This window comes from Kitasatospora sp. NPDC051914 (assembly GCF_040680995.1).
Classification (GTDB): domain Bacteria; phylum Actinomycetota; class Actinomycetes; order Streptomycetales; family Streptomycetaceae; genus Kitasatospora.
The window spans coordinates 373203-396039 of the sequence record NZ_JBFAXX010000001.1; the positions used below are offsets into that span (position 1 = coordinate 373203).

Below are 22837 nucleotides of genomic sequence, written 5' to 3' on the forward strand. Positions count from 1 at the left end.
CCCCTACCTGTCCGCTCGCCCGGGGGAGTTCCACGGGCAGGGCGACGTCTTTCGGCGAGTTCCCGGCTACCGGCCCTCGAGGGCGGCGACGAGCCGCGGCAGGTCGCCGCCGGCCGTGATGAGGGCCAGGTGGTCGTGGAAGTCCCGGCTGTGGACGATCAGTCCGTCGCGGACCCGCAGGACCTGGATGTTGGCGGCCTCGAAGGTCCTGCCGGTGGTGCGGTGGTGCACGTGGTAGTCGAACTCGGCGACGACCACCTCCGGGTCGTCGGTCTCCCGGACCACCACGTTCGCGGCCCGGAGTTCCAGGGGCGAGTGCTCGGCGACCGCGGCGAACCGCTCGTCGAGTGCGCCGCGCCCCTCGATCCGGCGCGGCCCGACGGGTTCGAAGACGGTCTCCACCACGGCGTCCTCGGCGTAGAGCCGGGCCAGCCCGGAGAACCGCCCCGTGGTGATGCCCTCGAGCAGTTCGAGGAAGACGTCGCGCGGCGACAGCGTTTCGGACATGATCAACCCCCATCGACAGGCGTCGCTAGAATCGGACTGGCGACTCCGTTTCAAACGATACGGACTGGTGACTCCGGTTGTCCAGGGGCGGTCCGCCATGCACGGAAAGGGAACGAGCGGGATGAGCGATGCTCCGGAGCGGCCGCTGCGGGCGGACGCGGCCCGGAACCGGGCCAAACTGCTGGACGCCGCCACAGAGGTGTTCACCACCCGCGGCGTCGGCGTGCCGACCGAGGAGATCGCCCGCGCCGCCGGCGTCGGCGTCGGCACGCTCTTCCGGCACTTCCCCACCAAGGAGGCGCTGCTGGAGGCGGTGATGGTGCGCAGACTGGAGACCATCACGGCCCGCACCGCGCAGCTGGCCGCCGAGGCCGAGCCCGCCGAGGCCTTCTTCGCATGCTTCCGCCTGGTGGTCGACCAGTCCGCCGGCAAGAACGAGTTCGTCCGGGCGCTCGCCGCAGCCGGAGTGGACGTCCACGCCTCCCTCCAGGAGTCGACCACGGCCATGCGGACCCAGCTGGCCGGCCTCCTGTCCGGAGCCCAGCGAACCGGGGCCGTCCGCCCGGACCTGGGCCTGCCGGAGCTGCTCGCCCTCCTGGTCGGCACCGGCGCCACCATGGAACAACTCCCCGCGGACCCGTCGGCCCGCGAGCGGATCTACGAAGTCGTCTTCGACGGCCTGCGGCCGCACTGACCGGCTCCGCAGCGCTGCACCTGTCCCGGGGTGAGGTACGGGAGACGGCCGCACGGGCGGGTGCCGCGGTCCGGCTCCGACCGGGGACGGACGCGGGCCTCAGCCCGTCGGATTCTGACCGGGCGTCCGATCCCGTACGACCCTGCCCGTCCCCGCACCGTGAGGAAGAACGACAGCATGTCCGTCGAAGGCACCTGGAACCTGGTCATCTCCACCCCCATCGGCAGGATCAAGGCCGTGGTCGACATCCGGCAGCAGGACGGCGTCCTGACCGGCACCGCCCACGGGGCCGGCGAAGAAGTACCGCTCGGCGACCTCGCCCTCGACGGCGACCGGCTCACCTGGACGCAGGCCGTCGCCGGGCCCCTGCGGCTCAACCCGGCCTTCGCCGTGACGATCGCCGGCGACACCCTGACCGGCACCTCCAGGGCCGGACGCCTCCCGGCCTCACAGGTCACCGGCGAGCGCCGCACCCGCCTCGGCGGCACCGGGCACTGACCGGCCGGTCGGTGGCCATTAGCCGTGGTCAGACAACGCTCGTGACCGGCCCGGGCTCGTGTACTCTCCCGGAACAGCGAACTGATGGATCGTCATACTGGGACAGTCAGTGACACATGGCAATCACGGCCCGTGGTGGCGGGGAGAGAGCTTCAAGTCCGGCGTGGCGCTCGCCGTGATCGGGAGTGTGCTCACCATCATCAGCGGCATCGTTCTCGGCTGGTTCTCGTCGGGCGATCCCGGAACCGGCAGCTCCGCACCGCCGCCCGCCGCTTCCGCGCCGGCAACGGCATCGACGGCCCCGCCGCCGGAGGTGGGACCGCAGCCGTCGTCCCCGGCCTCCTCCTCGGGCCCCGCCTCGCAGAAGGCCGAGCCCGCGTCCGTCTTCCTCTCGGACCTGGAGGCGCTCGACGGCCCTCTGGTCGACGAGAGCCAGATCGTGAACGGGCAGCAGTACCCGCACAGCACCGGCCGGCCCGTGTACGGGAACTGCAGCGGGAGGATCAAGCCGGAGGAGATCGAGTACCCGATCGACAGGAGCTGGCGGCGGTTCACCGCCACGGTGGGGCTCGGCAACAAGTCCTCGGCGGGTGTCGACGTGCTTTTCGAGGTCTACCTGGACGGTCGGCTGGCGGAGCCCGGCTACACCGTGAACCTCGCGTCGGACAGGAAGATCGACGTGGATGTCTCCCAGGCGGTCCGGCTCACCCTGCGGATGATCAACACCCGTGGGGGAGAGGATTCCTGCTGGGTCGGTGAGGGGATCTGGGGCGACGCGAAGCTGACCCAGTAGGTGCGGACGGGCGCCCCGCCGGCCGTGTGTGAGGCGGCCGACGGGGCGGTCCGCCGTCCGCTGTCCGTCAGCCGTCGCCCGACGGACCGCCGGCGGCCACGGCCGGGGTACCGAGGGCGACGAGCGCGGTGACCGTGGCGGCCGCGGCGAGGCGCAGCAGGGACGTCGGGCGGTCGTGTCTCATGCCCGCAGTATCGGCAGCGAGGTGGCCGACACCCGGCCCGCCGGCCACCGACCCGTAGGAAGATCACCCGTCGGGCCCGCGCGACCGGGTCGGGGACGTGGCAGTGGGCGCTGCCGCCCCGGGCCCGGCGGGACGGGCCGGTTCAGTCCAGCGCGATCCTCTCGTGCGGGGCGGCCTCGTGTCGTAGTTCGGCCGTGCTCGCCGCGTCGAACCGTCGCAGCACCTCGGTCACCGCGGTCACGCCCTGCTCCAGCGAGTCCCGCACCCGGATGTCGACCGTGGTGGACACGGTCCGGTAGGTGCCGTCCGGGCCCTTCGTCGAGGTGCTACCGGCGATCTCCGCCCAGCCCAGGCCGGCTGCCCGCAGCGCGGCGTCCAGCGCATGGGCCGTGGCTCCCGGTACATCGGCGGGGAGGGTGAGCAGCAGGTCCCAGTGCCGGGCGTCCGTCAGCGGGCTGCGGCCGAACCAGCGGCGGACCACCGTGCCCGGTGCGAGCCCGGCGATCGTCTCCACCGCCCAGCACGCCTCGGCCCGGCTCACCGGGGTCTCCAGCGCCCGCAGCAGCACCTCGGCGCCGGATCCTCCGTACCCGGCCGCCCGCAGCGCGTCCGCCAACCCGCCGACCGCGGCGTACCCCCGCGCTCCCGTGCAGCGCTTCAGCGCCGCCCGCACGCCCGGACCGTCCAGTGCCGGATCGGCGGCCGCCGTGCCCACCAGCTCCGCCGCCCGCGCCAGCAGCTCGTCCCAGCCCTCGAACGGGAAGGCCTCCGCCCCCGGCTGCCGCAGCGAGTACAGCGGCCGGATCGTCCTCGGATCGTCGGGCTGGCCGACCGCCGACCGCCGGCCCTCGTCCGTCCACGTCAGCCCGGTGCCCCGCAGATCGCGCAGCTCGAACCAGTCCCGGGTCTCCGCCCGCACCCCTGCCCCGCCGGGTGCCGCGCCACCGGGCCGCACGAGCCCGAACGCGGCGTCGACCAGCGGCGTGATCACGTCCGCGGTGTCCCCCTCGTCCAGCACCACGAACCGGGCCAGCAGCGCCAGCACCGGACCGGGGTGCCGCAGCGCCGGATCGTGCAGGGCGAACGCCCGCGCCAGCAGTTCCAGCTCGGCCCAGCGCATCACATGCGGATGGAAGTGCGCCTGGTCGTCCCACCCCAGCTCGACCGGCTCGCCCTGCCCGGGAAGCCGCAGCCCCAGCCCGACGTACTCGTTGTCCAGCTCCACGTCGAGCACCAGCGACGGCCCGTCACCGAGGCCGAACTCCGCCCGGTAGGCCTCCACTGCGTCCTCGTCGTCCTCCTCGTCCTCGCCGTCCGAGTCCTCGCCGTCCCAGCCGTCCTCGAAGAGGTACCGCGGCCAGAAGTCCGGCTCGCCCATCCGTTCGTACAGCGCGTCGTCGAGTGGCATGCCGCGCAGCATAGGGGCCGGCACTGTCAGCGGGTGCCGAGGGCGGCACCGGCGAGGAGCGGTGCTGCGCCGGGGTCCTCCCGGTCGTCGCCCGGAATTCGCGACAGAATTCTCCGTCCGGCCTGTCGATTCCTCCGCCGCCCGTTCGTCATACCTGCACGACCGACCCGACACACCAGGAGCACACCGTGAAGTACCTGCTGCTGATCAACACCCCGTCGCCCGGCTCCACCGACGAGCGGCCCGCCGAAGGCCCGACCGTGGAGGAATTCATGGCGTTCGAGAAGGCCGTCTCCGATGCCGGCGTCAAGCTCGACGGCAACGCCCTGGACCTCTCGAACGCCACCACCGTGCGCGTCCGCGTGGACGGTGAGCGCGTGGTGACCGACGGCCCCTTCGCCGAGACCCGGGAGATCGTCGGCGGCTACTACCTGCTCGACGTCCCCGACCTCGACGCCGCGCTCGACTGGGCGGCCCGGTGCCCCGGCGCCCGGCACGGCACCGTCGAGGTCCGCACGGTCTGGGAGCCGAACCAGTCGTGAACGAGCAGCGAGCGGCCCGCTCCGTGGAGGCGGTGTTCCGCGAGGACCGGAGCAGGCTGCTCGCCCTCCTCGCCGCCCGGTTCGGCGACCTCGACCTCGCCGAGGAGACCGCCTCCGAGGCGATCGAGGCCGCACTGGAACGCTGGCCGGTCGACGGAGTACCGGACAAGCCACTCGCCTGGCTGCTCACCACGGCACGCCGCAAGGCCGTCGACCGGCTCCGGCGCGACCGCGCCTACGCGGAGCGGCTGGCCGTGCTGCAGGTGGAGAGCGACCGGGCCGCCGCCCTGCCGCCCGCCGAGCCGGGCTTCGACGACGTCCCCGACGAACGCCTGCAACTGTTCTTCACCTGCTGCCACCCCGCCCTCTCGCCGGAGGCACGCACCGCACTGACCCTGCGCTTCCTCGCGGGCCTGACCACACCCGAGGTCGCCCGGGCCTTCCTGGTGCCCACCGCGACGATGGCCCAGCGCATCGTGCGCGCCAAACGCAAGATCCGCACCGCGCGCATCCCGTTCCGCGTCCCGGAGCCCGACGAACTGCCCTCGCGCCTGCCCAGCGTCCTGCGGGTCGTCTACCTCGTCTTCACCGAGGGGTACGCCGCCAGCTCCGGCGACGACCTGCTGCGCCCCGACCTGGCCGACGAGGCCGTCCGGCTCGCCCGGATCCTCCACCGGCTGCTCCCCGCGGAACGCGAGGTGACCGGGCTGCTCGCACTGCTCCTCCTCACCGACGCCCGGCGCACCGCCAGGACCGGCGAGGCGGGCAGCCAGGTGCTGCTCGAAGACCAGGACCGCGCCCTGTGGGACGCCGACCTCATCGCCGAGGGGCAACGCCTCCTCGTACCCGCCCTGACCGGACCGGGCGTCGGACCGTACGCGGTGCAGGCGGCGATCGCGGCGCTGCACGACGAGGCGGCGGACTTCGAGACCACCGACTGGCCGCAGATCGCCGCCCTCTACGACGTGCTGCAGCGGATCGACCCGTCCCCGCTCGTCGCACTGAACCGGGCCGTGGCCGTCGCCATGCGCGACGGCCCCGAGGCCGGCCTCACCCTGCTGGACGGACTCGCCGACGCCGAGGAACTGCGCGGCTACCACCTGCTCCCCGCCGCACGGGCCGACCTGCTGCGCCGATCGGGCCGCACCGCCGAGGCGGCCGCCGCCTACCGCGCCGCCCTCGCCCTCGTCGGCAACGAACCCGAACGAGCCACTTTCGCCCGCAGACTCGCGGAACTCGCCGGTCACTGACGCCGGGAGCCCGGGGCTACTGCGTCGGGCCGCAGTCCTCGGGGAGTGCGGCGACCACCAGGGCGACGGCCTCCTCCGGGGTCGCGGTGGTGGCGACGTCCGCGCCGTCGATGGCGCGGACGAGGTACGACCCGTCGCGCAGCGGGTCGACGGAGTGCCCGACCCGCTCGTACGGGTACTCGCTGCGGGTGGAGAACCAGAGCATGTAGTGGCTGGTGACCGGTGTCAGCCGGCGCAGCCTCGGGTGGGCGTGGGCGGCCTTCAGCAGTACGTGCAATCCGGTCTCCGCACCCTGCCGCGGCGGCACCAGCAGCAAGAAGTCGAGCCTGTGCCACCAGGCCAACTCGACGGGAGAGAGCGGCTCGCGTTCGTGCGCGACGGCCCAGTCGCCGAACCGGACGAACGGGGCAGCGGCCCGGGTCCGTTCGAGGTCCGCACCGCCCATCCAGGCCGTCACGGCCCTGACCGCCGCCGCCGGGTCGGCCGTCCGTCCGCCGGCCAGCCAGGCGCCCTGCTTCCGGCAGCGCACCAGGTAGCCACCGTCCTCCCGGAGGGCGCGCACGATCACCCGGCGCCCGTCGGCATCCTCGAAGGCGGCATGGCTCCACTGCTGCGGGTCCTGCGCGGGCAGGGTGAGTCCCGACTCGTCCGCCGCGCGCCGCAGACGGGCCACGATCTCGTCGGCGCGGGTCGGTTCGGGGCAGGCGGACGGCTCCGAGGCGATGCCCGGCGAAGAGGAGGTCATACCCCCGAGTCTGCAGGGGAATTCGACCTCGGCACGGCGATTCGACCCGATCTGCGACCATCGGGCCGGCGTCAGCCGACCGCGCCGCGCCAGATGTTGTCGAAGGCCGCTTTCTCGATCGCACGACGCTGCCGTACGGCGTCCAGTTCCCTGACCGCGTCGCTGACCGCGGCGAGCACGGTCGCCACGGCGTCGTCGGCGATGTCCGGCTGGTCGCCCGGCGGCGGGTCGTCGATGCCGGCGGCTGCCCCGAGGGCCGCGAGCACGGGCTCGCGCGACGCCCAACGGTCCACTGCCGCACGGCGCTCGGGCGCATCGGCCGGTACCGCCCCGCCACCCTCCACGTGCCTCCGGTGGAAGCGGTGGTGACGGCTCTGCCCTTCGGCCCGGAGTTCGGCCGCGTACGCCGCCGCGAGACCGCGGCCCCGGCGCCACAGCCAGTCCTCCACCGATTCGAACGGCGGCTGCCGGACGAGCGCGGCCGCGGCCCCGGCCAGCAGCCGATCGGCGACGGCCGGCGGGTCGAGGGGCAGGATACGGGTGTCGGCCAGCCGTACGGCCCCGACGTCGAGGAGGTCGACCAGCTCGGCCCCGGCGAGCGCCAGCGACAGCTCGCCCTGCTCGGGACGGCGGCCGGCCCTCGCCTCCAGGGCGACGACCAGCAGGTCCTGCGGTGTGGTTTCCATCGATGGCCCAACGTCCGGCGGATCGGCGGCGGTGCGACAGCAGTGCGGTGGCGAGCGGAGCAGTGCCTGCTGCCAGTCTGCCCCGCCGGTGTCCGTACCGGGGGCGATTCCCCGGCCGGCCGGCCCGGAACGCGCTGTCGGAATCCCGCCGGCACCTCGTGCCCCACCGCGCGATGCTGACGCACATGACCAGCACCTACCGGCCGCAGCCCATCACCCCGACCACCCTGCAGCAGCTCCGCGTCCGCGACGACGCCGGGCAGCCGATGACCCCGTACCCGGACGGCGAGGGCGGCGCCCCGCTCCGCTGCTGCCTGCGGCCGAGCACCGAGGGAGACCGGATCGCCCTCGTCTCGTACGCGCCGCTGCGCCGCTGGGCGGCACGGACGGGCGCCGAGCCCGGGGCGTACGACGAGCAGGGCCCGGTCTTCATCCACGCCCAGGACTGCGGCGGTCCCGACCCGGACGCCACCGGCTACCCCTGGGCCAGGCCCGGCGCCCTGCGGGCCTTCCGCCGCTACGACAGCCGCGGGCACATCACCGGCGGCCGCATGGTGGAGCTGCCCGAGGACGCCGACGCAGCCTTCGACCACGCCCTCGCCGAGGCCTTCGCCGACCCGGAGACCGCCCAGGTCCACGTGCGGGCCGTCGAATACGGCTGCTACCACTTCCGCGTCGACCGGCCGTGACGGGAGGCACGCCCTCCGAACCGCGCCGGCCTGCGGAAACAGGTGGCAACGGCGGACGCGGCCATGACAGGGTGTCGAGCTGTGACAGGCACCGACAGCACCGACACCCTGACGATCACCACGCTGGCCGAGCGGCCGCACCTGGCCTCCCGGGTCTACGAGATCGACGAGACCTGGCCCGCCTTCGTCCCGCACGACCTGGTGGCCTCCGCCCTGCTGGACCGGGTCGTGGCCGAGTTCCCCCGGTACTGCGCCGTGGCGACCGACGGCGGCCGGGTGGTCGCGCGGGCCCTCGCCGTCCCGTTCGACGCACACGCGGAGGGCCGCGAGGAGACGCCCGACCAGGGGTGGGACCGGGTGCTGTCCTGGGCCTTCCGCGACCTGCGCCGGGCCGCCGCACCGACCGCGGCCAGCGCCCTGGAGATCACGGTGGACACCGCCCACCTCGGCCGCGGCCTGTCCTACCGCATGCTGCACGCCCTCCGAAGCGCCGCCGAGAGCCAGGGCCACGCCGCGCTGCTCGCCCCCGTCCGCCCGACCGCCAAGCACCTCCGGCCGCAGCTGCCCATGGAGGAGTACGTCACGCGAACCCGAGCGGACGGACTGCCGGAGGACCCGTGGCTGCGGGTCCACCTGAAGGCCGGCGGCAGCATCGTCAAGGTCGCACCGGCGTCCATGACCGTCAGCGGCTCGCTCGCCCAGTGGCGGCAGTGGACCGGCCTGCCCTTCGACCGCGACGGCGCCACCGAGGTACCCGGCGCCCTGGTGCCCGTGCACGTCGACCTCGCCCACGACCGCGCGGTCTACGTCGAACCCAACGTCTGGGTCCGGCACCCGCTGCGCCCCGGCACGCCCGCGGAGGCCGCCGCCGGGCGCTGACACAGGACGAACGCCGCCCGGACGGTGTCGGACCTCCTGGTCCGGGTCGGCCCGCAACCTCGAGCCCAAGGCCATCGACACCTCGGTCGCCGTCCCACTCGGAGGGGCGGCGAGGAAGTGTTCGGCCGTGCCTCGTCCCAGGAGGTGCTCGGCGAGGCGGCCGCTGACGAGCGGACGCATCGTCAGATACCGTGCACGGCCATGGGTGAACTGATAGTGATCAGGCATGGCCGGACGGAATGGAGCCTGTCGGGCCGGCACGCCGGCCGCACCGACGTTCCGCTGACCGAGGCGGGCGAGGCTGCTGCCGAGGCGCTCGCTCCCAGGCTGGCCCAACGCCGTCCGGTAGCCGTGTTCAGCAGCCCGCTGAGCCGCGCCATGCGGACGGCCGAGTTGGCCGGCCTGACCGGCGTCAAGCCCGATCCCGACCTGTTGGAATGGGACTACGGCGGCTACGAGGGCCTGACCGCCGAACAGATCCGGGAGGCGAGGCCGGGCTGGGACCTGTGGCGGGACGGCGTCGTCCCTGGCGACGCCGGTCATCCCGGCGAGCAGCTCCAGCAGGTGGCCGCCCGCACGGACGCGGTGCTGGACCGCATCCGTCCGCTGCTGAGCGACGGCGACGTCGCCGTCGTCACGCACGGCCATCTCGCCCGCGTCCTCACCGTGCGCTGGCTCGGCCTCGACGCGGCCGCCGGCCGACTGCTCGGACACCCGCATCCGGGCACCCTCGGCTTCCTGGCCACCGAGGACGGGCAGCCGTGCATCTCCGCCTGGAACGTCCCGTAGCGCCGCCGACCACCCCGCGGGCGCGCCGGCGCCGTGGGCACCTCTGGGAGGACGTCCTCCCAGAGGGTTTCAGCAACTCCCACCGGGCGTCGGACAGTCACTCGGGTACGGCCGCCCTAGAGGGCGCGTTTCCCGGACGGGGTCGAGACGTCGGTCAGGTGGTCGGCGCAGACCACGGCGCGCAGGTCGCCAGGGTGCTGCCCGGCCTGGTGCCGGAGCTCCGCGACGATGGCTTCGACGAGGGGCCGGGGCCGGGCGGTGACCGCGCGGGGGACCTCGCCGTGACGGATGGAACCGGCGGGCGTCTGGTCGGGGGCGATCCGAGCGAGCAATCGGGCAGGCTCGGGCCTGTGCAGGTGAACGCCGGGTCTGCTGGTCACTCGGGTTCCGCTACAGCGTCCTTCTGTAGTTGTACCGCGGCCAGCAGACTCAGCTTGGGCTCTGCCTGGCGCAGCGCCCTCACCGCGGCGACCGAGTCGATGGCACCCGTGAAACCGGCGGCGGCCAGCCGGGAGCGGACCCAGCGGGCGCGAACCTGGCTCTCAGTGGCGGAAGCGATGGACCCGACGAGCGCGGCGGCGCGTTCCAGGCCCGGGCGATCCTCGGGCGAGGCCTCGGCGAGCGCCTGATCGAGGGCCGCCGCGATCGAGTCCGCGTCCCGGATGAGCAGGACCACGTTGTGCTTGGTGTTCACTCCCAGGAATCCAGTCATACCGATCATCGTGCGGTTCGTGTCCGTGTACAGCAAGGAACTTGAGGAACCGCAGAGGTTCGGCCGGGGTGACGCACTGTCACCCGCCGTTTTCCGGGGTGCCGGGGCGGGAGGGGCGGCCGAAGCGGACCGGTACGCCGGGGGAGTACAGCACGCTCACCGGCGGCCCGGCCGGTGTCGGCAGCCCGGCTGCGGTCACCAGCTCGTCCTCGCAGTGGAGGAGTTCCGCTCGGTGCAGCGGCCAGCGCGGGTGAGCGTTGGGCAGGTACACCGTCCGTCCGAAGAAGGCGTTGTGCATGCCCCAGCGGGCGGTCAGAAAGTGTTCGAGGGCGGTCGGGTGTTCGATCCGCTCGCCGATGCGGACCGCGATCCGGCTGCGCGCTCCACGCGGTCCGGGCCAGCGCCGGCTGCTGGTGTAGCTGATGCTGTCAGAGTCGCGCCGGATCGCCATCCCGGCCCACACGTACGGCAGCCGGAACGCGCTGCGGGCGATGGCCACCGGCAGCAGCCGCGAGGCCTCCAGCGAGCGGAACACCACGCCGCGCCGTCCGTACCGGTCCACCGAGTAGAGCCGCACGTTGGTCTCCGGGAAGGTGCCGAGGTACGGGATGCCCGGCAGGTCGAACCAGCCCACCCGGTACATCCGGAACGCCACCAGGCCCACGTAGGTGAGCCCGTCGTGCGTGTCCGGCACCGTCCCGGCCGGCAGCAGCGGCGCGACGTCCGCGGGGTCGGCCGCCCAGTGCAGGAACGACAGGTCGAGCCAGGACTGGGTGAGCAGCGTCTTCGGCACCTCGCGCACCGGATCGGGCGTGATCGGCTCCGCAGGGACGGGGACGGACGGCATGCCATCAGGGTCCCACGCCCTTACCCCGGTCGGCCCGGTCCCCGGCCGGCCGAGTGCTCGGGTCGCCACCGCCGGGGTCGTCGAGCGCACGATGGCCTGGTTCGCCGGCTGCCGCAGGCTGCACCACCGCTACGAACGCAAGGCCGAGCACTTCCTCGCCCTCGTCGGCACTGCGGCGGTCCCCACCTGCTTCCGCCGCTGCCGCTGACGTCGTTCGAGGCTCCTGCCCGGCGGGCGTGCGCTAGGTTCCCTGTCATGACTGAACTCGGACACGATGCCTGGCCGCCTGCCCCGATACGGACCGATCGGCTCGTGCTCCGTGGGCCCGAGGCCCGGGACCGTGCGGCTGTCATAGAGCTGTTCACCTCACCAGAGGTCGGCACCTACATCGGCGGCCCCCGACCGCGTGATGAGTTCGAGCGCACGGTGCCCGAGGTGCCCAGGCGGCGTCCCGGCCTTTTCGTGGTCGATCTGGACGGAGCGATGATCGGCATCGTCACGCTCGACCGGCGCGACGCGGAGCGTCCCGGCCACGTCCGTCCGGATGCCGGGGAGACCGAACTCGGCTACATGTTCCTGCCGGAGGCGTGGGGATGCGGGTACGCCGCCGAGGCGTGCGCGGCGGCACTCGGCCGGTTCGCCGAGGCGTTTCCCGGCGAGCCGGTGGTGCTCTGCACCCAGACCGCCAACGACCGCTCGATGCGCGTCGCGGCGAAGCTGGGGTTCACCGAGGTGGAGCGGTTCGAGGAGTACGGTGCCGAGCAGTGGTTCGGCGTGTGGTCCCCGGTCACGTCGTCCGGTTGAGCTCGTGCGTGACCGCGGGCCGCCGTTCGCTTGCTGCCGGTTGACCTGGAGTCAGGTCGGCCGGCGCGTGTTGGTAGCGTGCCATCGGTCGTGGTGTTACGAGTCGGGGGTGTCGCGGTGGCCGCGGAGGTTGTCGTCAGGACGGGGCTCGAGTACGGGGCCGGCGGCAAGCTCATGGACGTCTACCGGCCTGCGGGCGCGTCGGAGGCTGTGCCCGCGGTGCTGCTCTGGCACGGCCGGGCCCCGACGAACGGGACGTCCTCGCGCCGGTCGCCCGCGCTGCGGCGGAGCTGGGCGTCATCGTCCTGGTGCCGGACTGGCGTCCCGACGCCCCGGACGGCGGACGGACGCACCTGTTGGAGTCGGCCGCCTTCGTACGGCAGAACGTGGCCGACTTCGGCGGGGATCCCGAGCGGATCGCGCTCGCCGGCTGGTCGCTGGGCGGCAAGGCCGCGGTGGGCGTCGCCCTGAATCCGGCCGCATTCGGCGGCTGGAGGCCGCAGACCGTCGTCGGAATCGCCGGTGCATACGGATCGGCGGCACCGACCACCGGCACCGTCCCGATCGACGACCTCCGCCCGGGCGGCAGCCCGGTGCCGCCCGTACCGGTGTGGCTGGTGCACGGCACCGCCGATCCGGTGGTGGACGTCGCACGTTCACGCGAGCTGCGTAAGGCCCTCGAGGAACAAGGCTGGCCGGTGTCGCTCGAAGAGGTCGCGACCGATCACGCCGGCGTCATCATGACCGAGTTCGTCCCCGAGCACGACCGCTGCCTGCCCAGCACCGCCGACCACGCCGTCGAGGCGGGGTCGCGGACCGCCGACGTACTGGCCCGCGCCGCTGGAATCACTGTGCAGTACTCCAGCCGTCGATCGTGACCTTGCAGCCCGTCCCGGCCATCGAGACCCGTCCCGAACCCATGCCGCGGGTCGAGCGGCCGGGTGGACCGCCAACGGGCGAGGCTTCTCGCCGAACGGGGTGTCCTCGCCCTGGCCATACGCTGGTACGGCGGACCGGGGCAGCCGGCGGGTAGCTGCGAGGTACCGCTGGAGACGTTCGTCGCGGCCGTCGACCTGCTGCAATCTCGTGGAGCGGAGCGCGTCGGCGCCCTCGGCCGGTCCAGGGCGCCGAGGCCGCGCTGCTCACCGCGGTCTGTGAGCCGCGCGTCAACCCTTGCGGTATGCCGGGCAGTTGGCCGCGCGCCGCCGGGCAACCGCCGCCCCGATCCACCTGGTGACCCGCGACGATGCTGGACACCGGCCGCGCTTCCCGGGTGAAGGTCCCGCCGCACCCTCGAAGACCTACGCGCACGGAGGGACGGCTCGCGGCGACGCCCTGCTCGGCGAAGCGGCCTGGGCAGCCGTCCTCGCTCTGTTCCATCCGGAGCAGACCAGGGCCGACTCCGGGTGATGTGGGGACTTCCTGCTCGGCGGGACCCGAAAACCACCCCCGAAGGACCTCCGGACTCGACCGACTCGGTCCGCGTCCCGGGCGGAATCGGTCAGGCGGGCGGGAGCGCGGCCAGTGCGGTTTCGGCCGCGAGGGTGCGGGGGTGCTCGGGGCCGAAGTGTTCGCGCCAGGCGGTGGTGCAGCGGGTGAGGTGGTCGCGGGCCTCGGCGTGACGGTGCTGGGCGGCGAGTGCCGTGCCGAGGGTGGTGGCGGCTTCCAGGGTGCTGTGGTGGGTGGGGCCGAGGGGTCCGGCGAGTTCGACGGCCTTCCGGCTCGCGGCCTCGGCTTCGTCGGCTCGCCCGAGGCCGAGCAGGGCCTGGGCGGTGACGGTGGATATTGGCGCCGCGAGCGCGACGCGGACACCGGGGCCGTCCCGGAACTCCGCCTCGGCCTGGATGGCGATCTGCAGGGCGTCCTCGTGCCGGCCGCTGCCGCTGAGGCTGCGGGCCAGCCCGAGGCTCAGGGCGATCCGCATGTCGTTACTGGCCCTGGTGACCTCCCGCTGCCGCCGGAGTGCCTCGCGTGCGGTTACCTCGGCCTCGCCGTGGCGCCCGAGCCCGTTGAGGGCCATGACGAGGGCATTCATGACGGACAGCCAGAGCAGGCTGGGTGTGCCGTGCAGGTCGAGCAGGGTGCGGCACTCGCGTTCGGCCTCCTCGTACTCACCGAGGTGGACCAGGTTCTGGACCCGGTCGGAGGCGACCTTCAGCGTGCGGATGTCGTTCGCGCCGTAGACCCGGGCGGTTTCTTCCTGCAGCACCCGGGACCCGTCGACGGCTTCGCGGTGCCGGCCCTGGGCGGCGTGTGCCCGCAGGTTGGCGTCCCAGGCGGCCAGGGCGCGCTCGTCCGGGGCCGACCGGTGACGCAGTACGACGGCCAGGAGCCGCTCGGCCTCCGCGGGTCGGCCCCGGGCGATCAGCATGCTGGCGAGCCCGAGCCGCACTTCGGCGGTGGCAGCATGGGTCTCGCCCAGGACGGCCGGGCAGTGCGCCAGCAGCTCCTGCAGTTCGGTCAGGGCCTCGTCGTCGCGGTCGAGTTGCCGCAGGACGGCCGCCCGGCCGGTGCGGATGACGAGTGTCCACCCGTCCTCCGCGCCGAACCGCCGGGTGCACAGCTCGATGGCCTGCCGGAACGTGCTTTCGGCTTCGGCCCACCGTTCCTGCTCCCCGAGCCGGCCGCCTTCGTCGTACAACCGATTGGAGAGTTCGAGGTCCCGCCGCTGTGCCCGGTTCCGCAATGCCGCGAACATGCCCACTCCCTCACCCCGCGCCCGATGTGGCGATGATCGTACTCATCCGGGGACGGGGCTGCCGCAGGCGGGCGGCCCCGGCGACGGCATCGCCGGTTCCGGCCGATCCCGACCATGCGTCCAGCACGACCTCGGGAACCACGACGAGCGGCCCTCCCGGGGACTCCACCCACGTGACCGCCCCCGGCTCTCCGTACCTGACGCCTCGACCCGGTGGGACGTCTAGAAGCTCCGCGGCTCCTCTTCGCGCTGGCGCTCGGCCATCATGTCGTCCCACCAGTCGTCCTTGGCCGGCTTGCGCCGCGGTCTGTCATGGTGGTCACGACGCCTGCCGGCACCTCGCGGGGCGTGCGGATACCTGCGCTCCATCCTGGTCTCGTGGACGATCACCACGACGACGAAGGCGGCGCCGCTCAGGACGAGCAGCGAGATCCACGCACCGGACTCGACGAGCCAGTACGACGCAGCCGCTGTCGCGAGGAGCATGACGACGCGTCCGGGCAACGGGAGCTTCTTGAACAGCCGCTTGTACTGCTCCCCGGGCCAGTCGGTCGCCCGGATGAGCGCTGCCAGGAACTCCTGGTCCTCCTGCGCCCTGGAGCCGGGTCTGCTGCGGTTCGGCGATGGATCGTGCGATTGCGGCGGCACTGACGACCTTCCTGCGCGCCTCCCGGACGAGGGTTCTCGCCCGCCGACGCGACCGTACCGAGCGCCCGTTGTGGACGGGGCTCCTTGGCTGCAGGTGGCAGCACCGGGCCGCCCGCCGTCGTAGCATGGGGATTTTGCCCGGCCCGGCCGTTACCCGACGGCCGCGCGCGGCGTTTGCCAGGTCGTGCGGCTTCCACGGCGGCGGTACGGCCGCGAGGAGCCGCGCACAGGGCGACCATCACTCTCCGGGCAGGTGCGGCACAGTGGCAGACGGCAGTCGGCAGGCAGGCCCGGCGATGCGGCCCCAGGTGCGCGAGACGTACGGGCGGGCCGATCTGAGCCGGGATCCGGTCTTCGCCGGAGGGTTCATCAACTTCGGGTACTGGCGGGCGATCGACCTGGCTCTTCCGCTCGACGAGGCGGACCGGGTCCGCAGCCAGGAGGATCTCTACCGGCGTGTCCTGGAGGCCGCCGGACTGCGGGGGGAGCCGCAGGTCCTGGAGGTGGGCTGCGGGCTCGGCATGGGATGCGCACTGGCCCTGCGGGAGTACGGCCGTGCCGCGGTCACCGGCATGGACATCCATCCCGACCAGCTGCAGCGGGCGCGTGCTGCGCATGCCGGTCTGCTCCGGGAGGAGCCGGGGCGGCTGCGGTTCGTCCGAGGGGCCGCCGAGTGCATGCCGCTGGACGACGACGGGTTCGATGTCGTCATCAGTGTGGAGGCGGCCCAGCACTTCCCGGACCTCGCCGCCTTCGCGGCCGAGACGTCGCGGGTCCTGCGGCCGGGCGGCCGGGTGGCGCTCGCCGGCTTCTTCACCGTGGACGACGCGCCCGGCCGGCCCGGGGAACTCGCCGGGCTCCTGGAGACCTTCGCGAACGGCCTGGACATCGCCCGTCCGGTGCAGGCGCTCACGGACGCGATGACCGCGGCCGGGCTGACCGGGGTGCGTGCCGAATCGATCGGGAAGCACGTCTGGCCCGGGTGGGACCTGTGGCTCGGCCGCCGGTGGGCCCCGGGGACGTGGCCGCGGAACTTCCTGCGCGCCTACGAGCGGCACATCCTCGACTACTACCTCGTCACGGCGGAGCAGCCCGGGTAGCCGCGAACACGGGTCGGGGCGGCGGGAGGCTGGGCCGGGCGGGTGGGGGGCGGGGTGTCGTACCGCGGTGTCCGGGGGAGCGGCGTGCGGTCGTAGGACGCTGGTCTCCCGGAGGCAGGCGGGAGAGTGCGTGTGAGCGGGCACGACGGTGACGGTCCCCCGGGTGGTGGGGCTGCGGGTGGTCGGCGGTCGGTGGGCGATGCGGGCGTACTGGGGACCGCGCTCGGCGTGGTGCTGGCGTTCTCGTTCGCGCAGGGTTCGTGGCAGTGGTTCTCCACCTACCTCGGTGTGACGCTGCTCGTGGTGGTCCTCTCCTTCGGCCGCGTGGCGCAGCGGGCGCCGGGCCGACAGGCCGCCTACGGATGGAGCCTGGCGGCCTATTCGCTGGTGGTGGGTCTGTGCGTGGCGCTGGCGATCGCTCCTGCGCTGCAGCGCTGGGACTGGCTCTTCCCCATGCCGGGGACGCGGCAGGGGTGCGCGCAGTCGGGCCGGTACGAGAGTCTGCGGACGGAGGCTGCGCTGGGAGGCCTGGCCGCTCGTGACGCCGACGCGCTGGCCCACGCGCAGCAGGAGCAGAGCCGCGAGGCCGTCGACGACTGCCTGGCGGCGACCACGACGCGCTGGCTGCCGGCGTACGCGCTGGGAACGGCGCTGCTGGTCGGTGCCGGTACGTGGTGGTGGGCGCGGTCACGGGCGCGGAGGCCGGAGCCCGCCTCGGTCCGGGGCGGCACCTCGGATGCCGACCCGTTCAGCCGCCGGAGTTGATGCATTCGTCGTTGGTGCCACCGCTGCGGCAGGGGCCGTAGCCGGGCCGGATCTGCTCGGTGGTCTTCGTCGGGGCGGGCGCGGGCCGCTCCTGGTGCGTGCCGGCGAAGGCGAGTACCAGCGCGAGCAGGCCCGCCGCGACCGCGACGAAGCCCTGGACGGTGGCAGTGATCGGCGCCTGCCGGCGCAGCCGGTGGGCGACCGCACCGGCAGCGATCGCCACCACACCGGCCAGGACGGCCTCCTTGCCGGTGCCCGGCATCGCACCCTCGTGCTGCCCGGCCCACCCCTTGAGGGCCACGGCCAGCAGCACGTTGCCCAGGAACGCGGCTGCCACCACGAGTCCGACGACGGCCATGAGGAGATCGCCCGCCCGGTGACCGCTGCGCCGGGGGGATTGCGAGGCCGGTGTCGTCGAAGTCATGACGGCAGCTCACACCACAGGCCGACAGGTACACCTGAGTACACGTACTCATTCGAGGACGAGCCCCGCCCGCACCCGCCGAAGCGCGTCTCCTCGGTGGCAGGCGCCTCCGGCCTTCCAAGGAATCTCGATGTGAAGTATCTTGATGTCGAGATTGATCGCAACGATCGGGGGCGCCGTGCGGCGGAGCAGGAACGGGCTGATCGCGCAGGTGCGCCGGCCACCTGGTGGGCGGGACGGGCGGACGATGCTGCTGTCCCAGTTCGTCGACCGGACCGGGTCGGGCGTGTGGTCCGCAGCCTCGGTGCTGTACTTCACCTTCGTCCGGGGCCTGGACGCCTGGCAGCTCGGCGTGCTGCTGGGCGTCGGCGCGGTGGCCGGGATCGCGGGCTCACCGCTGGCCGGACGGGCAGCCGAACGGCTTCCGATCCGCGGCCTGCTGGTCGCCTGCCATCTGCTGCGCATCGGGACCATGGCCCTGCTGCTGGCGGTGGACGAATTCGCCGTCCTGCTGGTCGCGGTGGCCCTCACCTGCCTGGGCGAGCGTGCGGCCAAGACGCTGGAGATGCTCTTCGCCACCCGGGTCGCGGGCGAGCGCAGAGGCGTCTACCAGGCACTGTTCCGCACCGTGGCCAACGCCGGCTACGCGCTCGGCGCAGGCCTCGCGGCCCTCGGGCTGGCGGTGGGCACCGTCAACGCCTACCGCGCACTGATCCTGGCCAACGCCCTCTCCTTCGCCCTGGCCGCCGTGCTGGTCCTGCGAACGCACGAGCCGACCGGGCGCGGCCTGGTGGTGGCACGGCACGCGGAAGGCGGGGAGGCGGAGACCCCGGACGCGGCGGCGGCCGCACCCAGCCCGTGGCGGGACCGCGGCTACCTGCTGTTCGTCCTGCTCGACATCCCGCTCAACCTCGACGACTCGGTGCTCAACGTGGGCCTGCCGCTGTGGCTGGTGCACCACACCGCCGCACCGCACGCCCTGGTCCCCGCGTTCCTGGTGCTCAACACCGTCCTCGTGGTGCTGCTCCAGCTGCGGGTCTCCGCCTGGGCCGAGGGCCCGCACGGGGCGGTCAAGGCGCTGGGCTGGTACGGGGTGACACTGCTCGCGTGCTGTCTGCTGCTGGCGGCCGCGACCGGCGGCGGTGCCTGGCCGGCCTCGGCCGCGCTGCTGACGGCCGCCGTCCTGGTCACGCTGGCGGAGCTGCTGCGCTCGGTGAGCTCCTGGGAGCTGGCCGTCAGCCTGGCGCCGCCGCGGGCCGGGGCCTCCTACCTGGGGGTCGCCGGGATGGCCCAGTCGGTGCAGAAATCGGTGGGACCGCTGCTGCTGACCGGGGTGGTGATGACCGCCGGCCCGTTCGGCTGGATCGCCCTGGGTGCGGCGGCGACCGGCCTCGGCCTGGTCCAGCGGCGCGCCAGCCTGCGCCGGCTGACCTCGTTGCAGCCGTCAACCTCCGGCCGGGCCGGCCAGAGGCAGACCCGCTCGGCCCGGAGCATGTCCGGCCTCGGGGATCAACGGAGCAGCCGGTAGCGCCAAGCCGACACCGGGCCTCGCTCGCGTGCGCACAAGATGAACCCGGAAGCCGCCGCGGGATGATCTTGAAGTCCTGAGTCGGTCTCGAGCTGTGTGAGCTGGGCCGTTGTCTGGTTGTGGTGCTGTGTGGTCATCGCTACCGCCGGGGGCCTTCAGGGCAATCGCCGTCAGGCCCCCTGGGCTCGTCGACGCCGTCCTCGGCCCTGCCAACGCGGAAGGCTCCGCGGTGGCAGCGCGTCCTCACGCCCGGGACGGCGTCTGACCCTCTTGGCGTTGCCGCTGGCGGTAGTTGCGCATGGACACCTGGGAGCCGCAGCCGGGACTGCAGTAAAGCCCTCCCCCGTTGCGGGTGCGGTCGAAGAAACCGAAATGGCACGGGGGGTTCCGGCACGCCTTGATGCGCCCCCAGTCGCTGCTCTGGGCGAAGGTCGTCACCGCAGCCAGTACGGTCCCGAACACACGCTCCACCCCCGCCTGCGGCGACGCCAGCTCGACACCACCGGCCGTGACCACCGTCGCCAGCGGGTAGAGCGAACCCGCGCGCCGCAGGTGGCGCTCGGCGCGCTGCAGCGGCTCACCCAGGCTCTCCTCGTCGTCCGAGTGCGCGAGCAACACGGTCACCAGGGCGTCGCGCAGCTCGCGCGCGGCCGCGGCATCGGCATCGGTCGCCACGGTTTCGCCGCCGAACTCGTCGTACTCCGCCAGCCACGCCGCGAACGAGTCCCCGTCCCCGAACAACTCCCGCCGACCGGACCCGTCCGCGCGCGTGTTCACGAACGCGAGCACGGTCTCCACCGCCGGTGTGACGGTGCGCGGGCTGAGTTTGGGGGATCCGGCTGCCGCACTGCTCATGTCCTCACCCTACATCAGCAGGAAGAGGCACTAATCCGTCTAACGGGCAACCCGGACCGTCATCCGGCTTGACTCGTTGCGACCTAACTCATTACGGTCGCAACATGAACGGAACATCCAACCAGCAGACCCACCCCCGCACATGGCTGATCACCGGCGCGACGTCCGGCATCGGCCGCGAACTGACGCTCCAGGCGCTCGAGAGCGGCGACGCCGTCTCGGCGCTCGCCCGCGACACCGCTTCCCTGGACGAACTGACCGAAGTGCACGGCGAACGCCTGCTCCTCACCCAGACGGACGTGCGTGACGAGCAGGCCGTCCGGGAGGCGGTTGAGCGCACGCTCGCACGGTTCGGCCGGATCGACGTGGTGGCCAACAACGCCGGCTACGGACTGTTCGGAGCCGTCGAGGAGGCCTCCGACGCGCAGATCCGCGCCGTGTTCGACACCAACGTCTTCGGAGTGCTCAACGTGCTCCGTGCGACGTTGCCGGTGCTCCGCGCCCAGCGGTCCGGGCACATCCTCCAGGGCTCGTCCGTCTACGGGCAGTCCGCCCATCCCGGCGTGGGGCTGCTGGCCGCGACCAAGCACGCGGTCGAGGGGCTGTCGGACGCGCTGGTGGCCGAGGTCGCACCGCTCGGCATCAAGGTCACGATCATCCAGCCCGGGCTGACCGCCACCCCCTTCCTGGCCAACCTCGATGTCGCGGACGGCCTGGCCGACTACGACCGGACCGTCCGCGAGGTTCAGAAAGGCATCGGAGAGCTGCCGGCATCCGCGTTCTCCTCCGCGGCGCGGATCGCCGCAGGCATCCGGACCGCGGTCGACAGCCACAATCCTCCGCTGCGCCTGGCCCTCGGCACCTCCGGCGCCACGGGCATGCGCGCCGCGTTGGAGGCGCGCATCGCAGACCTGGACGGCTGGAAGCACGTGACCGACGCCGTCGACAGGTAATCGCAAGTCCCGTCGGGGGCCGCGGCGCTTATGGCCGAGGGGCCCCCGGCGGCGTAATCCGCGCATGCCCGGTGGCCCGCCTCGGAATGAGGCGTGGTTCGCCAACTCCTCCATCGGCCTCTGGTTGCAGTCGCTGCACCACGACGGTCTGCGCGTCAGCCGGTCCGATGTCCTCAGCGATCCGGACGGCCGCGAGGACGAGGCCCTCGCCGAGCTGAGCCTGCTTGCGGACGAGCTCAAGAAGATCGATCCACCTGCCTTCGACGGCTGCATCGGCTTCATGTGGGCCGAGTTCCTCGATCGCTGGCTCTGGTAGTCACGTTCGGCCCCGCGGCACCCGAGCCATCACTCTTCGTGACCGTCATGTCGAACCGCCTGGGCGGAGCTCTGTGTGCGCCGCTGGAGCCCCGGGACGGTCGGCCCGTATCGGCGACTGATCCGCGCCCGGCCGCCCGGCACGCCGCCGCCGGGGTGTCGAACGGCCCGGCTCCGCCCTGCGCAAGGCCGCCGGTCGGGCCCGGCCCTTCTATCTCCGATCTGCATTGTTCCTAGAATGGTCGGGTGGAGGACATCGACGCGATCGCGGTGCTGCAAGATCCGGTGCGACGCCGCCTGTACGAGTACGTGGCGGCGCAGGGCCGCGAAGTCGGCCGCAACGAGGCGGCGGAGGCGGCGGGGGTGGCGCGTACGCTCGCGGCGCATCATTTGGACAAGCTGGCCGAGGCGGGGCTGTTGGAGACCGGCAGTCGCCGCCTGACGGGCCGTTCGGGGCCGGGGGCGGGCCGTCCCGCCAAGGTGTACACGCGGGCTCGGGCCGAGCGGTCGGTGTCGCTGCCCGCCCGGGACTACCGCACCGCCGCCGAACTCCTCGCCGAGGCCGCGGAGCAGGCGGGGCTGGACGCCGGGCTCTGTGCGGCCGCGCGTCGCCGGGGGGAGGCCCTGCGCGGCTCGGCGGCACCTTGCGGCAGCCTCGACGAGGCGATGGAGATGTTGGCGGCCCGCGGCTACGAACCGTGCCTGGAGGGCGCGGAGTGCGACAGGGGCGCCGAAGGTGCCGAGGGTGTCGAGGTGGCGGCCGGGGCAACCGCGCCCGTCGTCCGGATGCGCAACTGCCCCTTCCACGCGGTTGCGGAGCGCTTCCCGCCGCTCGTGTGCGGCATGAACCTCGCGCTGCTGGAGGGGCTGCTCGGGGCGGGCGGTCCGGTCCGCGCCCGGATGGACGCCAGGCCGGGGGAGTGCTGCGTGGTGGTCGAGGCTTCTAAAAACAATACTTATTGACATAGAAAATGGCGCCGTGTTGAGATGAGGCCATGAGCCCGTCCGCGCACGCCGCCCACCTCGCCCAGCTCAACGTCGCCACACTCCGCCATCCCTTGGACGACCCGCGCACGGCGCCGTTCGTCGGGATGCTCGATTCGGTCAACGCCGCCGCGGACGCCGCGCCCGGCTTCGTCTGGCGGCTCGTGGCGGAGGGGGCCGACGACGCCACCGGCCTGCGCCTGGCGGGCGAGGACGTCATCGTCAACCTGTCGGTGTGGCAGACCCAGGAAGCCCTCTGGGACTTCACCTACCGCAGCGGGCACCTGGAGGTGATGCGGCGGCGGCGCGAATGGTTCGAACGGCACGTCGAGGCGCACATGGTGCTCTGGTGGGTCCCCGCCGGCCACCGCCCGACCGTCGGCGAGTCCCTGGAACGGCTGGCGGACCTGCAGGCGCACGGGCCCTCGCCGCGTGCCTTCACCTTCGCTTCCTCCTTCACCGCCGCCGAGGCCGCGGCGGCGGTGCAAGGCTCGGCGGTGTAGGACGGCAGGCTTCCGGCCGGAGCGGTGCCTCGCCCGT

General features: G+C 73.1%; 28 protein-coding genes and 2 pseudogenes. 18 read left to right on the plus strand and 12 right to left on the minus strand.

Annotation, left to right across the window (positions count from 1 at the left end):
• Window positions 1-66: 66 nt before the first annotated feature.
• Window positions 67-507 (minus strand): nuclear transport factor 2 family protein, encoded by a 441-nt coding sequence (locus AB0M03_RS01895; protein ID WP_363487281.1) that lies wholly within the window; start codon window positions 505-507, stop codon window positions 67-69.
• Window positions 508-628: 121 nt separating this feature from the next.
• On the opposite strand from AB0M03_RS01895, the gene AB0M03_RS01900 reads away from it, so the two are divergent.
• The 3 genes from AB0M03_RS01900 to AB0M03_RS01910 all read left to right on the plus strand — a co-directional run bounded on the left by AB0M03_RS01900 (window position 629) and on the right by AB0M03_RS01910 (window position 2492).
• A complete protein-coding gene (locus tag AB0M03_RS01900) occupies window positions 629-1201 on the plus strand; it encodes a helix-turn-helix domain-containing protein (protein WP_363487283.1) in 573 nt (190 codons plus the stop codon).
• 177 nt (window positions 1202-1378) lie between these two features.
• Window positions 1379-1699, plus strand: coding sequence for a hypothetical protein (locus tag AB0M03_RS01905; protein ID WP_363487285.1), 321 nt, complete (start codon window positions 1379-1381; stop codon window positions 1697-1699).
• Between the two features lie 109 nt (window positions 1700-1808).
• The gene (locus AB0M03_RS01910) at window positions 1809-2492 is read left to right on the plus strand and encodes an NPCBM/NEW2 domain-containing protein (RefSeq protein ID WP_363487287.1); all 684 of its coding nucleotides are present in this window, start codon (window positions 1809-1811) and stop codon (window positions 2490-2492) included.
• A gap of 326 nt (window positions 2493-2818) precedes the next feature.
• Here AB0M03_RS01910 and AB0M03_RS01915 read toward each other — a convergent pair whose 3' ends face one another.
• Window positions 2819-4084: a hypothetical protein gene (locus AB0M03_RS01915; protein ID WP_363487289.1), complete on the minus strand. Its 1266-nt coding sequence runs from the start codon at window positions 4082-4084 to the stop codon at window positions 2819-2821.
• 188 nt (window positions 4085-4272) lie between these two features.
• On the opposite strand from AB0M03_RS01915, the gene AB0M03_RS01920 reads away from it, so the two are divergent.
• Both AB0M03_RS01920 and AB0M03_RS01925 read left to right on the plus strand, forming a co-directional pair.
• Window positions 4273-4626 carry a YciI family protein gene (locus tag AB0M03_RS01920; RefSeq protein WP_363487291.1) on the plus strand — a complete coding sequence of 118 codons (354 nt, stop codon included), beginning with the start codon at window positions 4273-4275 and terminating at the stop codon, window positions 4624-4626.
• Window positions 4623-5876 carry a DUF6596 domain-containing protein gene (locus tag AB0M03_RS01925; RefSeq protein ID WP_363487293.1) on the plus strand — a complete coding sequence of 418 codons (1254 nt, stop codon included), beginning with the start codon at window positions 4623-4625 and terminating at the stop codon, window positions 5874-5876. The genes AB0M03_RS01920 and AB0M03_RS01925 overlap by 4 nt, the downstream gene beginning before the upstream one ends.
• A 16-nt stretch (window positions 5877-5892) precedes the next feature.
• Here AB0M03_RS01925 and AB0M03_RS01930 read toward each other — a convergent pair whose 3' ends face one another.
• A complete protein-coding gene (locus AB0M03_RS01930) occupies window positions 5893-6621 on the minus strand; it encodes a DUF6193 family natural product biosynthesis protein (RefSeq protein ID WP_363487295.1) in 729 nt (242 codons plus the stop codon).
• Between the two features lie 71 nt (window positions 6622-6692).
• On the minus strand, window positions 6693-7307 hold the full coding sequence (locus AB0M03_RS01935; protein WP_363487297.1) for a GPP34 family phosphoprotein: 615 nt from the start codon (window positions 7305-7307) through the stop codon (window positions 6693-6695).
• A gap of 185 nt (window positions 7308-7492) precedes the next feature.
• Between AB0M03_RS01935 and AB0M03_RS01940 the strand changes: the two genes are divergently transcribed.
• The 3 genes from AB0M03_RS01940 to AB0M03_RS01950 all read left to right on the plus strand — a co-directional run bounded on the left by AB0M03_RS01940 (window position 7493) and on the right by AB0M03_RS01950 (window position 9664).
• A complete protein-coding gene (locus AB0M03_RS01940) occupies window positions 7493-7996 on the plus strand; it encodes a DUF1203 domain-containing protein (protein WP_363487299.1) in 504 nt (167 codons plus the stop codon).
• 81 nt (window positions 7997-8077) lie between these two features.
• A complete protein-coding gene (locus AB0M03_RS01945) occupies window positions 8078-8875 on the plus strand; it encodes an N-acetyltransferase (protein ID WP_363487301.1) in 798 nt (265 codons plus the stop codon).
• A gap of 201 nt (window positions 8876-9076) precedes the next feature.
• Window positions 9077-9664: a histidine phosphatase family protein gene (locus AB0M03_RS01950; RefSeq protein WP_363487303.1), complete on the plus strand. Its 588-nt coding sequence runs from the start codon at window positions 9077-9079 to the stop codon at window positions 9662-9664.
• Window positions 9665-9780: 116 nt separating this feature from the next.
• Here the strand turns inward: AB0M03_RS01950 and AB0M03_RS01955 are convergent, their stop codons facing one another.
• The 3 genes from AB0M03_RS01955 to AB0M03_RS01965 form a co-directional block, all read right to left on the minus strand.
• Window positions 9781-9996 (minus strand): hypothetical protein, encoded by a 216-nt coding sequence (locus tag AB0M03_RS01955; RefSeq protein ID WP_363487305.1) that lies wholly within the window; start codon window positions 9994-9996, stop codon window positions 9781-9783.
• A gap of 44 nt (window positions 9997-10040) precedes the next feature.
• The gene (locus AB0M03_RS01960) at window positions 10041-10376 is read right to left on the minus strand and encodes a hypothetical protein (RefSeq protein WP_363487307.1); all 336 of its coding nucleotides are present in this window, start codon (window positions 10374-10376) and stop codon (window positions 10041-10043) included.
• 79 nt (window positions 10377-10455) lie between these two features.
• On the minus strand, window positions 10456-11223 hold the full coding sequence (locus tag AB0M03_RS01965; protein ID WP_363487309.1) for a DUF2071 domain-containing protein: 768 nt from the start codon (window positions 11221-11223) through the stop codon (window positions 10456-10458).
• A gap of 48 nt (window positions 11224-11271) precedes the next feature.
• Between AB0M03_RS01965 and AB0M03_RS01970 the strand changes: the two are divergent.
• The 3 genes and pseudogenes from AB0M03_RS01970 to AB0M03_RS01980 all read left to right on the plus strand — a co-directional run.
• Window positions 11272-11431: pseudogene (locus tag AB0M03_RS01970) on the plus strand (IS5/IS1182 family transposase); the annotation flags it as partial.
• A gap of 47 nt (window positions 11432-11478) precedes the next feature.
• The gene (locus tag AB0M03_RS01975; protein ID WP_363487312.1) at window positions 11479-12027 is read left to right on the plus strand and encodes a GNAT family N-acetyltransferase; all 549 of its coding nucleotides are present in this window, start codon (window positions 11479-11481) and stop codon (window positions 12025-12027) included.
• 308 nt (window positions 12028-12335) lie between these two features.
• Entirely contained in the window at window positions 12336-12905 is a 570-nt protein-coding gene (locus AB0M03_RS01980) for an alpha/beta hydrolase (protein ID WP_363487314.1), read from the plus strand.
• A 623-nt stretch (window positions 12906-13528) separates the two neighbouring features.
• On the opposite strand, the gene AB0M03_RS01985 is transcribed toward AB0M03_RS01980, so the two are convergent.
• The 3 genes and pseudogenes from AB0M03_RS01985 to AB0M03_RS01995 form a co-directional block, all read right to left on the minus strand.
• The gene (locus AB0M03_RS01985) at window positions 13529-14725 is read right to left on the minus strand and encodes a tetratricopeptide repeat protein (RefSeq protein ID WP_363487316.1); all 1197 of its coding nucleotides are present in this window, start codon (window positions 14723-14725) and stop codon (window positions 13529-13531) included.
• Window positions 14726-14735: 10 nt separating this feature from the next.
• Window positions 14736-14927 (minus strand): annotated as a pseudogene (locus AB0M03_RS01990) (Imm21 family immunity protein); the annotation flags it as partial.
• Window positions 14928-14947: 20 nt separating this feature from the next.
• Window positions 14948-15373 carry a hypothetical protein gene (locus AB0M03_RS01995; protein WP_363487318.1) on the minus strand — a complete coding sequence of 142 codons (426 nt, stop codon included), beginning with the start codon at window positions 15371-15373 and terminating at the stop codon, window positions 14948-14950.
• Between the two features lie 263 nt (window positions 15374-15636).
• Here AB0M03_RS01995 and AB0M03_RS02000 point away from each other — a divergent pair, with 263 nt between their 5' ends.
• Together AB0M03_RS02000 and AB0M03_RS02005 are read left to right on the plus strand one after the other, a co-directional pair.
• Window positions 15637-16473, plus strand: coding sequence for a class I SAM-dependent methyltransferase (locus tag AB0M03_RS02000; RefSeq protein WP_363487320.1), 837 nt, complete (start codon window positions 15637-15639; stop codon window positions 16471-16473).
• A 192-nt stretch (window positions 16474-16665) separates the two neighbouring features.
• Window positions 16666-17238 (plus strand): hypothetical protein, encoded by a 573-nt coding sequence (locus AB0M03_RS02005; RefSeq protein ID WP_363487322.1) that lies wholly within the window; start codon window positions 16666-16668, stop codon window positions 17236-17238.
• On the opposite strand, the gene AB0M03_RS02010 is transcribed toward AB0M03_RS02005, so the two are convergent.
• On the minus strand, window positions 17222-17662 hold the full coding sequence (locus tag AB0M03_RS02010) for a DUF6234 family protein (RefSeq protein ID WP_363487324.1): 441 nt from the start codon (window positions 17660-17662) through the stop codon (window positions 17222-17224). The two genes, AB0M03_RS02005 and AB0M03_RS02010, sit on opposite strands and share 17 nt — an antisense overlap.
• A gap of 247 nt (window positions 17663-17909) precedes the next feature.
• Between AB0M03_RS02010 and AB0M03_RS02015 the strand changes: the two genes are divergently transcribed.
• A complete protein-coding gene (locus tag AB0M03_RS02015) occupies window positions 17910-19190 on the plus strand; it encodes an MFS transporter (RefSeq protein ID WP_363487326.1) in 1281 nt (426 codons plus the stop codon).
• A gap of 243 nt (window positions 19191-19433) precedes the next feature.
• Here the strand turns inward: AB0M03_RS02015 and AB0M03_RS02020 are convergent, their stop codons facing one another.
• Window positions 19434-20045 carry a CGNR zinc finger domain-containing protein gene (locus tag AB0M03_RS02020; protein ID WP_363487328.1) on the minus strand — a complete coding sequence of 204 codons (612 nt, stop codon included), beginning with the start codon at window positions 20043-20045 and terminating at the stop codon, window positions 19434-19436.
• Window positions 20046-20149: 104 nt separating this feature from the next.
• Between AB0M03_RS02020 and AB0M03_RS02025 the strand changes: the two genes are divergently transcribed.
• From AB0M03_RS02025 to AB0M03_RS02040, 4 genes are all read left to right on the plus strand, one after another.
• The gene (locus AB0M03_RS02025; protein ID WP_363487330.1) at window positions 20150-20998 is read left to right on the plus strand and encodes an SDR family NAD(P)-dependent oxidoreductase; all 849 of its coding nucleotides are present in this window, start codon (window positions 20150-20152) and stop codon (window positions 20996-20998) included.
• Between the two features lie 64 nt (window positions 20999-21062).
• A complete protein-coding gene (locus AB0M03_RS02030) occupies window positions 21063-21314 on the plus strand; it encodes a hypothetical protein (protein ID WP_363487332.1) in 252 nt (83 codons plus the stop codon).
• 245 nt (window positions 21315-21559) lie between these two features.
• Window positions 21560-22276: a helix-turn-helix domain-containing protein gene (locus tag AB0M03_RS02035; protein ID WP_363487334.1), complete on the plus strand. Its 717-nt coding sequence runs from the start codon at window positions 21560-21562 to the stop codon at window positions 22274-22276.
• Between the two features lie 32 nt (window positions 22277-22308).
• Window positions 22309-22800, plus strand: a complete 492-nt coding sequence (locus tag AB0M03_RS02040; protein WP_363487335.1) for a DUF3291 domain-containing protein — start codon at window positions 22309-22311, stop codon at window positions 22798-22800.
• Window positions 22801-22837: the final 37 nt, after the last annotated feature.